The sequence below is a fragment of the Enterobacter cloacae complex sp. P47BA genome (assembly GCF_014930485.1).
In the GTDB taxonomy this organism is placed as follows: domain Bacteria; phylum Pseudomonadota; class Gammaproteobacteria; order Enterobacterales; family Enterobacteriaceae; genus Enterobacter; species Enterobacter bugandensis.
This window is the reverse complement of the sequence record NZ_JADBRF010000009.1, coordinates 24,057-37,994: the sequence shown is the minus strand read 5'-3', so window position 1 is coordinate 37,994 and position 13,938 is coordinate 24,057. Positions and strand designations below refer to the sequence as shown.

13 protein-coding genes are annotated in these 13,938 nt (G+C 53.8%); 1 reads left to right on the top strand and 12 read right to left on the bottom strand.

Translation table 11 applies throughout. The features are described from left to right. Nucleotides 1–21: 21 nt before the first annotated feature. From IM299_RS10925 to thpR, 12 genes are all read right to left on the bottom strand, one after another. Nucleotides 22–2,613, bottom strand: coding sequence for an outer membrane usher protein (locus IM299_RS10925; RefSeq protein WP_193357479.1), 2,592 nt, complete (start codon nucleotides 2,611–2,613; stop codon nucleotides 22–24). Between the two features lie 84 nt (nucleotides 2,614–2,697). Next, on the bottom strand, nucleotides 2,698–3,441 hold the full coding sequence (locus tag IM299_RS10920) for a fimbrial chaperone (protein ID WP_193357478.1): 744 nt from the start codon (nucleotides 3,439–3,441) through the stop codon (nucleotides 2,698–2,700). An 83-nt stretch (nucleotides 3,442–3,524) separates the two neighbouring features. Continuing rightward, a complete protein-coding gene (locus tag IM299_RS10915) occupies nucleotides 3,525–4,130 on the bottom strand; it encodes a fimbrial protein (protein ID WP_153656672.1) in 606 nt (201 codons plus the stop codon). Between the two features lie 329 nt (nucleotides 4,131–4,459). Next, nucleotides 4,460–4,840, bottom strand: coding sequence for an aspartate 1-decarboxylase (gene panD, locus IM299_RS10910; RefSeq protein ID WP_193357477.1), 381 nt, complete (start codon nucleotides 4,838–4,840; stop codon nucleotides 4,460–4,462). A 33-nt stretch (nucleotides 4,841–4,873) separates the two neighbouring features. Further along, the gene (gene panC / locus IM299_RS10905) at nucleotides 4,874–5,725 is read right to left on the bottom strand and encodes a pantoate--beta-alanine ligase (RefSeq protein ID WP_041911214.1); all 852 of its coding nucleotides are present in this window, start codon (nucleotides 5,723–5,725) and stop codon (nucleotides 4,874–4,876) included. Nucleotides 5,726–5,736: 11 nt separating this feature from the next. Next, nucleotides 5,737–6,528 (bottom strand): 3-methyl-2-oxobutanoate hydroxymethyltransferase, encoded by a 792-nt coding sequence (panB, locus tag IM299_RS10900; protein WP_193357476.1) that lies wholly within the window; start codon nucleotides 6,526–6,528, stop codon nucleotides 5,737–5,739. Between the two features lie 123 nt (nucleotides 6,529–6,651). Next, on the bottom strand, nucleotides 6,652–7,131 hold the full coding sequence (folK, locus tag IM299_RS10895) for a 2-amino-4-hydroxy-6-hydroxymethyldihydropteridine diphosphokinase (protein ID WP_047367349.1): 480 nt from the start codon (nucleotides 7,129–7,131) through the stop codon (nucleotides 6,652–6,654). Beyond that, entirely contained in the window at nucleotides 7,128–8,525 is a 1,398-nt protein-coding gene (gene pcnB / locus IM299_RS10890) for a polynucleotide adenylyltransferase PcnB (protein ID WP_028015552.1), read from the bottom strand. Before pcnB ends, folK begins: the two co-directional genes overlap by 4 nt. Nucleotides 8,526–8,567: 42 nt before the next feature. Continuing rightward, on the bottom strand, nucleotides 8,568–9,458 hold the full coding sequence (gluQRS, locus tag IM299_RS10885; protein WP_041911211.1) for a tRNA glutamyl-Q(34) synthetase GluQRS: 891 nt from the start codon (nucleotides 9,456–9,458) through the stop codon (nucleotides 8,568–8,570). A 59-nt stretch (nucleotides 9,459–9,517) separates the two neighbouring features. Further along, the gene (gene dksA / locus IM299_RS10880) at nucleotides 9,518–9,973 is read right to left on the bottom strand and encodes an RNA polymerase-binding protein DksA (RefSeq protein WP_013095632.1); all 456 of its coding nucleotides are present in this window, start codon (nucleotides 9,971–9,973) and stop codon (nucleotides 9,518–9,520) included. A gap of 176 nt (nucleotides 9,974–10,149) precedes the next feature. Beyond that, complete coding sequence (sfsA, locus tag IM299_RS10875) at nucleotides 10,150–10,854, bottom strand: DNA/RNA nuclease SfsA (RefSeq protein WP_041911210.1); 705 nt, start codon at nucleotides 10,852–10,854, stop codon at nucleotides 10,150–10,152. Beyond that, nucleotides 10,844–11,398, bottom strand: coding sequence for an RNA 2',3'-cyclic phosphodiesterase (thpR, locus tag IM299_RS10870; RefSeq protein ID WP_045259483.1), 555 nt, complete (start codon nucleotides 11,396–11,398; stop codon nucleotides 10,844–10,846). Before thpR ends, sfsA begins: the two co-directional genes overlap by 11 nt. 73 nt (nucleotides 11,399–11,471) lie before the next feature. Between thpR and hrpB the strand changes: the two genes are divergently transcribed. Beyond that, a complete protein-coding gene (gene hrpB, locus IM299_RS10865; RefSeq protein WP_193357475.1) occupies nucleotides 11,472–13,901 on the top strand; it encodes an ATP-dependent helicase HrpB in 2,430 nt (809 codons plus the stop codon). The last annotated feature ends 37 nt before the right edge of the window (nucleotides 13,902–13,938 follow it).

Sequence of the window (13,938 nt, the reverse complement as noted above, 5' to 3'; positions counted from 1 at the left end):
CTCATCTATTTTCCTGAATAATTACATTTGGCACTGTTGGTTATGAAGTACCGTTGTAAGTCCTACTTTTTGAGCATTTGGTAAAACCTGATAGCGGACGTCACATTGACTGTCTTTATTATTTCCCCAGACCACATGCAGGACACCCCGGTCATCGACGCCACGGATATAGGCTTGTCCGGCCTGACCGACGGTACCGACAGATTCATTTTTTTCGTTTAATACATCGGCACCCAAAGGAATAAATCCTTTATCGGTTCGCTGGAGTTCTAATATTATTGAACGACCTTCGTCCGTTTCAAAATTAACCAGCACGACAGCGCCGCTACGAGGCACCTTAACTTCACTGGTGTTCTTTATTTCAACGTCATTTTCCAGCGTGCTAATATCCAGATAAACGCGGTTTTCACGATAAGCCGACATATAAGGGAAAATACCGTAGCCAGAATCGCCAATTTGGCTACTGCCGAAACCAATACCTGCGCCTTTCGCTCCGCTGGCTTTGACCAACGCCAGTGAGTCGTTGTCCCCGATGCTGCCTGGCGCAAATGCGACGCCCCCTGAATGCACCACCATTCCCCCGCTATAAGAGGCGGAATACTGCTTGCTGTTATCGTCTGCGAAGGAGGCAGATAAACTAAGAGGGCCATAGGCGCTATTCAGTGAGCCATAACCGCTTATCTGGTTCAGGTTGCCGTAATTGCCTCCGTTTGATGCGGCATTGACGGAATAACTAACCTTATTATCTTGTGTGTTGCCGCCCGCGGAAGTATTAAAGCTCGTGCCGCCTTTAAGATCGGAACGTAAGCCCATATTAACGTTAGAAAAACCGCCTGAACGCGAACCGTCATGTGAAAACACGTTGAATGGAATACTCAGACTTAAATATACGCTGTCGTCTTTTGTTCCATACTGGTCATACGTTCGCTGGAATGACAGGCTGTAACTGCCATAGGTGAAGCTATTGTTATATCCAATGTTGTAGTTGGACGTTGATCCTGTGGCGTTCCAGTAGTCTTCCCATGTACCGCTTACGAACAGAGAACCATAATTATTCTCTCCAGAATTCAGCGGCTGGTTGAGACTTAACTGAACCTGGTTTTTGGTTCGTTGATAGTCTGCATAGAGTTTTTCGTTGGTATCATAGCTGCGGTTAGAGTATTTCTGCCGCTTGATACTGTCCTGGAGCTGTGCCGCATCGTTAAGGCTGAGGTAATCCTCCGTCGAGAAGCGATAGGCCGCAACGTTAAGGGACGTATTTGTCGCTTCAATCATTTTACTGAAGGTCAGGCGATAACTTTGACCGCTAAGCGTGTCAAGACCCTCAATATCAGCATGGGATTGCGTGACATCGGCTGCAAACGCACCGATCGAGGTGTTCATCGCCAGGCCTAAAATGCCCGCGTAAAAATCCATATCGCTGTATTGCGCGCCGATATAGCCTGTAAAGGTGTTATTCAGACCATAGTAAAACGTGCCATAACCGATTTTCGGCGTATCCAGCAGGGAATCGTCGTTGAGTTCGCCTACGCCCACATCCCAGCGCGTTGCCCCCGGACGGAGCATCTGGGTAACGGATGAAAAAGGAACGGTAAAGGAACGTTTGCTGCCATCAGCTTCTTCAATCGTTACCTCTAAGTCATTACCATAACCTGTTGTGCTCAGGTCATTGATCTCAAACGACCCCGGTGGTACGGATGTTTCGTAAATCTTATTACCACTTTGAGTGACGCTAACTTTGGCATTGCTGTTCGCGACCCCTCGGATTACTGGCGCGTAGCCTGTCGACCCCATCGGCAACATGCGATCATCGCTGTACATACGCGTACCGCGCAAACTCAACGAGTTAAAGGCTTCGCCGCGCGTATAGGAGTCGCCGATGACGAACTGTGCGCTGAGCGGGGTAATATCCCGCTGCAAATAGATATCCTGGCTGTTATATTTCGTACCGTTATCTTTGTCCCAGTTGAAGTTTCCGCGGGAACGCAAGCGCCAGGGCCCCATATTGAGCCCGTAGCGTAAATTCAGATAGGCGCTTTCCGAGGTATTGCCGTTGCCTTCGCTATGCCAGGCGTTCATGTCATAAGAGAGCAAGGCGGCCGGAACGCCGTTATCCCACAATGAGGGGTCGACATAACCCGCCGGACGTTTCAGGACATAGATCTGCGCAAAATTGAGATCCAACGTCTGCGTACTGCTTTCATAGCTTATTGAGGAGCCGGGGAACGCCTTTTTAACATTGATGCAGGTTGTGTCATCTACCGCTTCTTCAGCGAGTGCGCTGGTGTCGACACCCGACTGCGTCAGCAGCAGTTTGGTTATGCATGGCGTTGCGCGAGGGGTGCCGTTATCTTTAAACGTCACTTCAACTGTTGATTTTAATTTACCGTTCAGGTTGATATTGGTGCGATAAATGCCTGGCAGGATCGGGTTACCATGAGCGAAACGGTTAATATCAACATTTGAGCTACCGTTCAGAAGAAACTGTTCGTTAAACTCAATGGCTTCTTCATTATCAGGTAACTCTTCAGCTGAAGTGGTATTTTCTGCACAAGCATAAAAAGGTAATGCTGCGCTTATAGCAAGGCATAAGAGAGAACGTTTAAATAACATGGCAGATCCACTTAATCAGTGTAGAGAGTAATACTCTCTACAGAGTTAATGCTATCGATTATTATATGTACAGAGGTCTTTCTTTTATTTAAGTCCGGCTTCGAAATCGTCTGTTCCGCCATAGTCATTTATGGCTTCATACTGCACGTTGCCATTTGCTGTGGAAGCTAAACCTTTTACTGTCATTGTGGTGTCGCTAAACGGTTTCACCGCCTGATGCTCAACCTCATATGTTTTTGGGCCGGATTTAATGGTTACTTTAGAAACAGAGACGTTATACGGTGAGTTATTGTGCGCGATGAGCTTAACCGTATTTCCTTCTTTCTTCTGCGTCCAGGTCAAATTTTTAGCGGCATCGCCGGGCGTGCCTTTTAATCCGTCAGGACGGAAGAAGAACTTAATGCGGGTTCGGAATGCGAGTTGGAGCTGATTAAGGCTCTCTTTATCCGTGTTTTTAGTTTTTGGCGGAATTTCCAGAACATTGAACCAGAAAAGCGATTCACGATCCTGCGGTAATGGCGTGCCTGTGTAGGTAATACGTACGGACTGGCCTTTTTTCGGGTCAATGCGTGATACCGGCGGGGTAATAATAAAAGGGAGCTTCAACTCCTGCGGGTTGACGTCAACGCGGCCATCATCAAGCCATGTTTGCACTAAAAGAGGTTTATTACCGTGGTTATCGAGATTCACCACAACATCTTTAGTTGATTGTGGATATACGATACGCGTGCCGGAAATAACGATATCCGCGCATGCATTTGACGCGGAAAAAAAAGCAGTGACGAGCAATGCGGCTTTTAAGCCTTTACTGAATACTAAATGAGACATTTTTCCACTTCCTTTTGGAATCAAACAAGCAATCCCTCATTAATAATGAGAGATTGCTCAATTAGTTAAGGCTTACGAATTTCTTATTCGTATTGCATGGTAAAGGCAACTTGCGCCTGCACGGTACCAGCACTTACTGGGTTAGACGTTGCATCCCAACCCTGACCCTGGGTGTAGGCTACGCGATAGTAGAGGTTAGCCGCGCCAGCCGTACTAATATCAGCCTTCTGAGTGTTGTTAACCTGGTCAACTTTGATCTGATCGGTTGCGGTACTGCTGGCGTTTGACAGCACCAGGTTTACGTTCTTAGCAGAACCCAGAGCATTGCTTGGCGGAACCAGCAGACCACCTTCAGTTGAAGAGCTACCAGCCCATGAATCGAACTGTGCAGAAACTTTCTTAACAGTTTCATTATCACAACCGGTCAGTGACAGAGAGAATTTCTTCTCGCCCAGGGTGCTGGTAGTACCCAGGGCGCTTGAGAAATCAGCTACTTTCACTGTGTCGAGGGTTACGTCGAAATCGTTACCTTTCTGGTCGATTTTCTGATCCAGGGAAACCTGACAGGTGTTGTTAGAAACCATACCGTGGAAAGTGATGGTACCGGTATCAGATCCTGCTGCTACTGCGGAACCCGCGCTTAGAGCCATTGCTACAGCCACAGCCATGCCATATTTCTTAAAAGACATTTTTATATCCATATATAAAAGTTAATAGTACCGACAAGACATATAACATTTTTATATCTGTGATATGCCTTGCAATTGAAATATTCTATTTCGGCGCGGATTTTAATTGCCTGCAGATGGAAATAAAAGGCTTCGTTGCTTATTAAATATAAATGTTGTTTTTAGATTTGATTAAAGGATTCATTGGGTGAATATCTTTAGAAAAGCAATAAAGTGTGGTTTATATTTGTGGGGTGAATAGATTGAGGATGTCCCTGTATTACATCGCAGGGATACATTAGACAAGGAATTTACTCATCGAAAAAGAATTTCGATGAGTAAAATTATCTTTAAGCAACCTGAACTGGAATCGCCTTCGCGGTGCGTTTCATCTCGTTGTCGCCTTCGAAATAAACGACTTTGGGCTGCCAGCGGCGCGCTTCTTCGTCAGACATCATGACGAAGCTGGCGATAATAACGATATCGCCGACGTCCGCGCAGTGTGCCGCCGCGCCGTTGACGGAGATAATTTTAGACCCGCGCTCGGCGGCAATCGCGTAGGTGGAAAAACGCTTGCCGTTATTCACATTCCAGATATCAATGGCTTCATTTTCGAGAATACCCGCCGCGTCGAGAAAATCCTGGTCAATGGCGCAGGAACCTTCATAGTGCAGGTCGGCCTGGGTGACTTTCACTCGGTGAAGCTTACCTTGCAGCATTTTGCGAATCATTACGTATACCTATAATTATCAAGGGTGAAAGAACTACGCCAGCTCAACCACTTTATTATCGATAAGGCGTGCCTGGCCGAGCCATGCCGCCACCAGAATCACCGCGCGTTTGCTGGTTTCCGTCAGCTCAAGCAGGGTATCAGCATCGCGGATTTGAATATCATCAGCGCGGAAGCCTTTGTCGTTCAGCGCCTGCTCTGCAAGGGCGACGATCTCTTCCGCGGCCAACTCTTTCGCCAGCAGCTGTTCTGCCATGGTGTTCATCACCTTGCTTAAGCCCGGCGCGATTTTACGCTGATCGGCGGTCAGGTAACCGTTGCGTGAGCTGAGCGCCAGGCCATCTTTGGCTCGTACGATCGGCACGCCGACGATTTCGATATCGTAACCCATATCGGCAACCATCTTGCGGATCAGCGCCAGCTGCTGGAAATCTTTTTCACCGAAACAGGCGATATCCGGCTGCACCAGGTTGAACAGCTTGCTGACGATGGTGGAAACGCCGCGGAAATGGCCCGGACGGCTTGCTCCTTCCAGCATGGTCGAAATCCCCGGGACATCCACATAGGTCGCCTCTTCCGTACCCTGCGGGTACACATCGGCAGGTGCCGGAGAGAACACGATATCCGCATGACGTTTTTTAAGCTTTTCGCAATCTTCCTGAAGAGTGCGCGGATAGCGTGCCAGATCGTCGGCGCGGTCAAACTGCATGGGGTTCACGAAGATACTGACCACCACGATATCTGCTCGCGCACGGGCTTCGTCGACGAGCTTCATGTGGCCGTCATGCAGGTTGCCCATGGTCGGGACCAGTGCGATACGTTTACCTTCCTGACGCGCGCGGCGGATATGCTGGCGAAGCAGCGGCAGGGTTTCAATGATTAGCACAACGAGACTCCTTAATGGAAACTGTGTTCTTCACCCGGGTAAACACCGGATTCAACGTCGGCAATATACTGCCTGACCGCAGCGCGCATGTCGCCCGCTTCAGTGAGGAAATTTTTGGCAAATTTCGGGATATGCCCGCCAGTAATACCAAAGGCGTCGTGCATCACCAGAATCTGACCGTCGGTCACGTTGCCTGCACCAATACCAATCACCGGAATGGAGAGTGCGTCGGTGATGCGTTTCGCCAGCTCAACCGGCACGCACTCAAGCACCAGCAGCTGGGCGCCTGCGGCTTCCAGCGCCAGGGCATCCTCAAACAGCGTCTGCGCTGCGTCGCCGCGGCCCTGCACCTTATACCCGCCAAAGATGTTGACGGACTGCGGGGTCAGGCCCAAATGACAACACACCGGCACGGCGCGTTCGGTGAGCATTTTCACCGTCTCCACCAGCCAGGCGCCGCCTTCAATTTTGACCATGTTAGCGCCAGCGCGCATCACTGCCGCCGCGTTTTCAAATGCCTGCTCTGGCGTGGCATAAGCCATAAACGGCAGGTCGGAAAGCAGAAGGCAGCTTGGCGCACCGCGGCGTACCGCACGGGTGTGATATGCAATATCTTCAACCGTGACCGGCAGGGTGGAATCATGTCCTTGTACCGTCATCCCTAACGAATCTCCGACCAGCATGACGTTGATACCCTCTTCGGCAAACAGTTTGGCGAAGCTGTAGTCATACGCGGTGATGGTGGCGAAGCGTTTTTTTTCCTGTTTGCATTTCTGCAGTAAGGAGATGGTGGTTGGTTTCATACTGTTTCCTGATAGCCCAAAAGCGAATCTTTGCGCATTCTAACAGTAACATTCGAGGGAACAATGATTTTAGGCAACCGGTTAGCCACAATTATTTTGTGGTTAACCGGTGAGGGAAGAGGATCACCAGCGAGCGGGTCTTTCCGCGTTCAGGTTGTCCAGAACGGCCTTGAGCGGGATGCCTTCCGGGAAGGTGAGATCGGGCGCCACTTCAAAGAGCGGCCAGAGCATAAAGCCACGATTTTTCATGTCGTAATGCGGTACGGTGAGGCGTTCAGTGTTAATCACCTCATGGCCGAACAGCATAATATCGAGATCAAGCGTGCGCGGCCCCCAGCGTTCGGCTTTGCGTACGCGCCCCTGCTGCAGTTCGATGCGCTGAGTGTTGTCCAGCAGCGTTTCGGCATCGAGGGATGTTTCCAGCACCACGGCGGCGTTCAGATAATCAGGCTGATCCTGCGGGCCTAGCGGCGGCGTGCGGTAAAAGGAGGAGACCGCCACGATACGGCTTTGCGGGATCTCACCCAGCGCCTGTACGGCAGCATTCACCTGCTCCAGTGGAGAGGCTAAATTGCTGCCGATGGCGATATACGCGAGGGTCATGCTGTCCCTTCACGACGCGGTGCGCGTTTGCGCGGACGACGATGACGGCGACGCGGGGCAGGTTCTTCATCCAGCCCGGTCAGCATATCTTTCTGCTCCGGCGGGGCGGAAACCTGGAATTCGGCCCACCACTGCGCCAGGCGCTGCAGCTCCTGATTGCGTTCAGTTTCCGCACGCAGCGACAGCAGGTCGAAGGCGGCGCGGAACTTTGGATGCTCCATCAGCTTCCAGGCACGTTTGCCCTGACGACGGGACATGCGCAGCTGAAGCTGCCAGATATCGCGCACCAGGGTGGTAATACGTTTCGGAATAGCGAGCGTACGGCACCCTTCGTCCAATACATCGTTCGCGGCCAGCGCGAAGGCATCGTAATAGGCGAGGCCGCTCTCCTGGGTGATTCTTTGAGCCGTTTCCAGCAGCGGGTACCAGAACATTGCCGCAAACAGGAATGCCGGGTTCACGCGCATATCGTTATGGATGCGGGTGTCGGTATTTTTCAGCACCTGCGCAATCATCCGCTCCATTGGACTGTCACCGTTTTCGGTGAAGTAACGGGTAATGGTCGGGAACAGCGGCTGGAACAGGTTGTATTCGCGCAGCAGATTGTAGGTTTCGAACCCGTAGCCGGCCTGCAGCAGCTTCAGCGCCTCTTCAAACAGGCGTGCAGGCGGCACGTCGTTAATCAGCGTCGCCAGACGCGGGATCGGCTCTGCGGTTTCCGGGCTGATGCGCATGTTCAGCTTGGCGGCAAAACGCACGGCGCGCAGCATGCGCACCGGATCTTCGCGATAGCGCGTTTCCGGCGTGCCGATCAGGCGGATCAGACCCTCTTTCAGGTCCTGCATGCCGCCGACGTAATCACGCACGGTGAAATCCGCCACACTGTAATAAAGGCTGTTGATGGTGAAGTCGCGACGCTGGGCATCTTCTTCGATAGAGCCGAAGATATTGTCGCGCAGCAGCATACCGTTCTGGCCGCGCTGTGACGTGGTGCGGTCGGATGCACCCGCTTCGTGGTGGCCGCGGAAGGTCGCCACTTCGATGATTTCCGGCCCAAACATCACGTGAGCCAGACGGAAACGGCGGCCAACGAGACGGCAGTTGCGGAATAATTTACGCACCTGCTCGGGCGTGGCGCTGGTCGTCACGTCGAAATCTTTCGGTTTTTTGCCCAGCAGTAAATCACGCACCCCACCGCCAACGAGATAGGCCTCGTAGCCCGCTTTATTCAGACGATAGAGTACCTTGAGGGCATTTTCACTGATATCTTTGCGGGAAATATTGTGCTGCTCACGCGGAATAACCGACATGTGTGGCTGTGCAATAGCGTCGTTCGCCATGCTCTCTTCGCGGCTTAGCACTTTACGGCAAAAATTAGCGACTCGGGTAAAAATGGTACACCTCGTAGTGTGTTTTGTTATGAAAAAAGCGGCTAATCATAGCTCAGCGCAACGCATTTGAGAATGCTGGATTTTTGGCACTGCCGCGAGCGTCCAGTTGGCAATGGCTATTTTCAGCAATTCGTCAATGCGCAGATCCTGCCATTCGTTGGTTACATTCTGGTTGAGAAATCGCAGCGCGTCGATCAAAACAGGACGCGGATCGCCGTCTGGCAGGGCCGGGGCGTGGTTCTGCTTGGAGAGCTTAACGCCCTGCGCATTGACCGCCAGCGGCAGATGAATGTAATCCGGCGCGGTCCAGCCAAACTGATGATAAAGCGAGATTTGCCGTACGGTCGGTTCGACCAGGTCCGCCCCGCGCACAATTTCCGTCACGCCCTGGAAATGATCGTCGACGACCACCGCCAGGTTATACGCAAACAGACCATCACGACGGTGAATAATAAAATCTTCACATGCCAGACGTTCATCCGCCCTAATCTCACCGGAGAGCCGATCGTGGAAGCGAGTGATGGGCGCGCGCTGTAGCAAGCGTACGGCGGCATTTTCCGGGGGAAGATTCAGCGTGCGGCAGTGGCCGTCATACACACCTCCCACGCTCTGGATACGCGCGCGGGTGCAGGTGCAGTTATAGGAGAGCCCCTGAGCGCTGAGCCAGGCCAGACGTTCCCGATAAGCCTCATGTCGTTGTGACTGCCACAGAACGTCGCCGTCCCAGTGAAGACCGTAATGTTCCAGCTGACGTAGAATGGTGTCTGCAGCACCGGGAACTTCACGCGGAGGGTCAATATCTTCGATGCGGACGAGCCATTTACCCTGACTGGCGCGAGCCTGCAGGTAGCTGCCAAGCGCGGCAATTAATGAGCCGAAGTGTAATTCACCGGAAGGAGATGGCGCAAAGCGCCCAATATAGTGTGATTCAGACATATCAACAGTAACAAGGCGGGAGAGACTCCCGCCTTTGAAGTGTATAAACAGCGCTGGCGTTAGCCGGCCATCTGTTTTTCGCGGATTTCGGCCAGCGTTTTACAGTCGATGCACAGATCGGCGGTTGGACGCGCTTCCAGGCGACGAATACCGATTTCAACACCGCAGGATTCGCAGTAGCCAAAATCTTCGTCTTCGACTTTTTTCAGCGTTTTCTCGATCTTTTTGATCAGCTTGCGTTCGCGGTCACGGTTACGCAGTTCGAGGCTGAACTCTTCTTCCTGAGCGGCACGGTCTACCGGATCCGGGAAGTTAGCAGCTTCATCCTGCATATGCGAAACGGTGCGATCCACTTCATCCCTGAGTTGATTACGCCATGCTTCAAGAATACGCTTGAAGTGCGACAGCTGGGCTTCGTTCATATACTCTTCGCCCGGCTTCTCTTGATACGGCTCCACCCCAGCGATGGCGAGAATACTCAGGGACGATGTTTTACGGTTTTGCCCTTCTTGCATGTTGCTTCTCCTTAACACGCACTATCGATCCCCGTGTTGGGGGAAAAATCAGGTCGCTATAAATAGCAGATGCTTTTCCGTATGGCAATTATCTAAACGTAACACTTGACAAGCCTGTGAGGAAAAGCGTATTTGCGCACGCGGCCAGAACACTTATTCATCAATCGTCTAATCCCTTATAAGACAATGGGAAGAGACGATCTCAGAGTCATATTATCGGCAGAAAGTTCCGCTTTATAAGCTAAAACCTCTACCCCCTGCTTTTGTGCCTCATTCAACAGTTGTGCGTATTTAGGATCGATATGGCGGGCAGGGGAAAACCGTTCAATCGCTGTATGCAACACCGCAAACAGCAATACGGCGCGTTTGCCCGCCGCCGCAACACTCATTAGCTCTCGCAGATGCTTCTGCCCGCGTAGCGTTACCGCATCCGGAAAGAAGCCGTTTTCCTGTTCCGCTAACGTCACTGATTTTACTTCAATATAGCACTCAGGACGGCCTTCCGCCTGTAACATGAAGTCAATTCTGCTGCCTTCATCGCCGTATTTCACTTCTGTTTTATGCGTACCGTAACCCACCAGTTCGGGAATGGCGCCATTCGTCAGCGCTTCCTTAACAAGCTGATTTGCACGCAGAGTATTAACACAAATAAACGCCCCGTTTTGCGTTTCGGTTATTTCCCAGGTATGGGGATATTTGCGTTTAGTATTTTCTGAAGTGGAATACCAGACCGTGTCACCCGGTGCGGCGCAACCGGTCATGGCGCCGGTGTTGGGGCAGTGCAGGGTGAGCTCTTCGCCTTCCGGCGTCACCACGTCGGCGAGGAAGCGTTTGTAGCGTTGGATCAGCGTGGCGGACTGGAGTGCAGGACTAAACTTCATCGGAATTCCTTGTGGTGTCGCCCAACGTCCAGCGCTGTAGCGGCCTGTAGCGGGTGCGTCCCCGTGCAAAGACGGATTCATAAAGCGCGAATTCATTAACCGGAAAAGCCCAGTGAAAACCCGGCGGCGGAATAGCAACGGCCTGACCGGCATCGCGCAGCAGCGTGACGTGCGGATGAAACGGCTGCGGGCTCTGGTAACAGCCGCTGCGCGCTGCCTGCGCGCGCAACATATTGGCGAGCTGTAACAACCCGCGCGGCGGCTGGCGCGTACCCAGCCAGACCACGCGCGAACGCAGCCACTGACCCGCATCGTCAAGGTGCAGCGTAAACGCCGGCTGGACAATACGCCCGGCCATGGCGGCTAATGCCCGCTGTTTTTCGGCGCTCACGTCACCCAAAAAGGCCAGCGTCAGGTGCAGGTTTGCCGCCGCAACGGGCCGGCCCGCTTCCGGTGGAAAATGTTCCGCGCGCCAGCGAACGATTTGCCGCTGTAGGGTGGTGGGCAATTCAATGGCAAAAAACAGCCGTTTCGACTCAGACATACGGGGGACTCGGTAATGATATGCGCCGATGCTACAATGTACGCCGACTAATGTTAACCCTCTGGAGCTGTTAGTGTCCTCATTGCCGGTCGCCGTCGTTCTTCCTGAGCTTCTCGCTGCCTTACAACATGCCCCGCAGGTTTTGCTTAACGCGCCTACGGGGGCGGGTAAATCTACCTGGCTGCCGCTGCAGATCCTTAAAGAGGGGAAGATTGCCGGGAAAATTATCCTGCTGGAGCCGCGCAGGCTGGCCGCGCGCAACGTGGCGCAGCGCCTGGCGGAACTGCTGAATGAAAAACCGGGCGAAACGGTAGGCTACCGGATGCGCGCCGAAACCTGCGTCGGCCCGTCCACGCGGCTTGAGGTGGTCACCGAGGGCATTCTTACCCGCATGCTGCAAAACGACCCGGAGTTGAACGGTGTCGGGCTGGTGATCCTGGATGAATTCCACGAGCGCAGCCTGCAGGCCGATCTGGCCCTCGCGCTGTTGCTCGACGTTCAGCAGGGGCTGCGCGACGATCTGCGGCTGCTGATTATGTCGGCGACGCTGGATAACGAGCGACTACGACAGGCATTACCCGATGCGCCGGTCATCAGCTCAGAAGGACGGGCATTTCCTGTTGAGCGTCGCTATCAGCCGCTTCCTGCCCATCAGCGCTTTGACGAAGCGGTAGCTATTGCCACTGCTGACCTGCTTCGCCAGGCGCCCGGCTCGCTGCTGCTGTTTTTGCCCGGCGTGGGGGAGATTCAGCGCGTGCAGGAGCGGCTGGCCTCCAGGGTGGGCAGTGACGTACTGCTTTGCCCGCTCTATGGCGCCCTGTCGTTGACCGAGCAGCGTAAAGCCATCCTTCCCGCCCCGGCGGGGCAGCGTAAAGTCGTCCTGGCAACCAACATTGCCGAAACCAGTTTAACCATCGAAGGCATTCGCCTGGTGGTGGATAGCGCGCAGGAGAGGGTGGCGAGCTTTGATCCGCGCACCGGGCTGACTAAACTGCTGACACAACGCATCAGTCAGGCGTCAATGGTGCAGCGCGCGGGCCGTGCGGGGCGTCTTGAGCCGGGTATTTGCCTGCATTTGACCAGCGCGGAGCAGGCTGAACGGGCGGCACAGCAAAGCACGCCGGAGATTTTACAAAGCGATCTCTCCGGGCTGGTGATGGATCTCCTGCTTTGGGGCTGCCCGGATCCTGAACAGCTCACCTGGCTTAATCCACCGCCTGTCGTGAATCTCGCCGCCGCGCGCAGCCTGCTCACCCAGCTTGGCGCGCTGGAAGGTGAACGTCTGACGGCGCGCGGTCAGAAAATGGCGGCGCTGGGCAACGATCCGCGTCTGGCGGCGATGCTGGTGGCCGCGCAGGGCGAAGATGAAATTGCCACAGCGGCGAAACTGGCGGCTATTCTTGAGGAGCCGCCGCGCGGAGGCAGCAGCGATCTGGGGCAGGCGTTTTCGCGCAATCAGGGAAACTGGCAGCAGCGGGCGCAGCAGCTGTGCAAACGCCTGAACTGCCGGGGCGGTTCACCTGACGGCGATAAGATTGCCTCCCTTCTGGCGCTGGCCTTCCCGGACAGGATTGCGCGCCGCCGCGGGCTGGATGGACGCTACCAGCTGGCAAACGGCATGGGGGCGATGCTGGACAGCGATGATGCCCTGACGCGACATGAATGGCTGATCGCGCCGCTCCTGCTTCAGGGCAGCCAGTCTCCTGATGCCCGTATATTACAGGCGATTGCCGTGGACATAGATGCCCTGACGCGTACCTGCCCGCAGCTGCTTCAGCAATCGGACATCGTGGAGTGGGACGATGCCCAGGGTACGCTGAAGGCGTTTCGTCGTAGCCAGATTGGCAAACTGACGCTCGGGACGAAACCGCTGGCGAAGCCGTCGGAGGAAGAGTTACACCAGGCGATGCTGAACGGCATTCGGGAAAAGGGCCTTAACGTTCTGAACTGGACGCCGGAAGCTGAACAGTATCGCATTCGTCTGCACTGCGCCGCGAAGTGGCTACCGGAATACGCCTGGCCCGCGGTGGATGATGAGACGCTGCTCGCGACGCTTGAGCAGTGGCTGCTGCCGCAAATGAGCGGCGTGCACTCTCTGCGCGCCCTTAAGGCGCTTGATGTTAAGACCGCGTTACAGAATTTACTGGACTGGTCATTACGTCAACGTCTGGATAGTGAGCTTCCTGGGCATTACACTGTGCCCACCGGGAGCCGGATTGCCATTCGTTATCATGAGGATAATCCTCCGGCGCTGGCGGTTCGGATGCAGGAGATGTTTGGTGAGGCAACCACGCCGTCTATTGCCGAAGGGCGGGTGCCGTTGGTGCTTGAGCTGCTCTCACCTGCGCATCGTCCGTTGCAGATCACCCGCGATCTGGGGGCGTTCTGGGCGGGAAGCTACCGTGAAGTGCAGAAAGAGATGAAAGGGCGCTACCCCAAACACGTCTGGCCGGACGATCCGGCGAATACGGCGCCGACGCGGCGGACGAAGAAGTATTCCTGACAGGAAAGTCTTGCTGTTTATTTTGAGAGATTTCTTC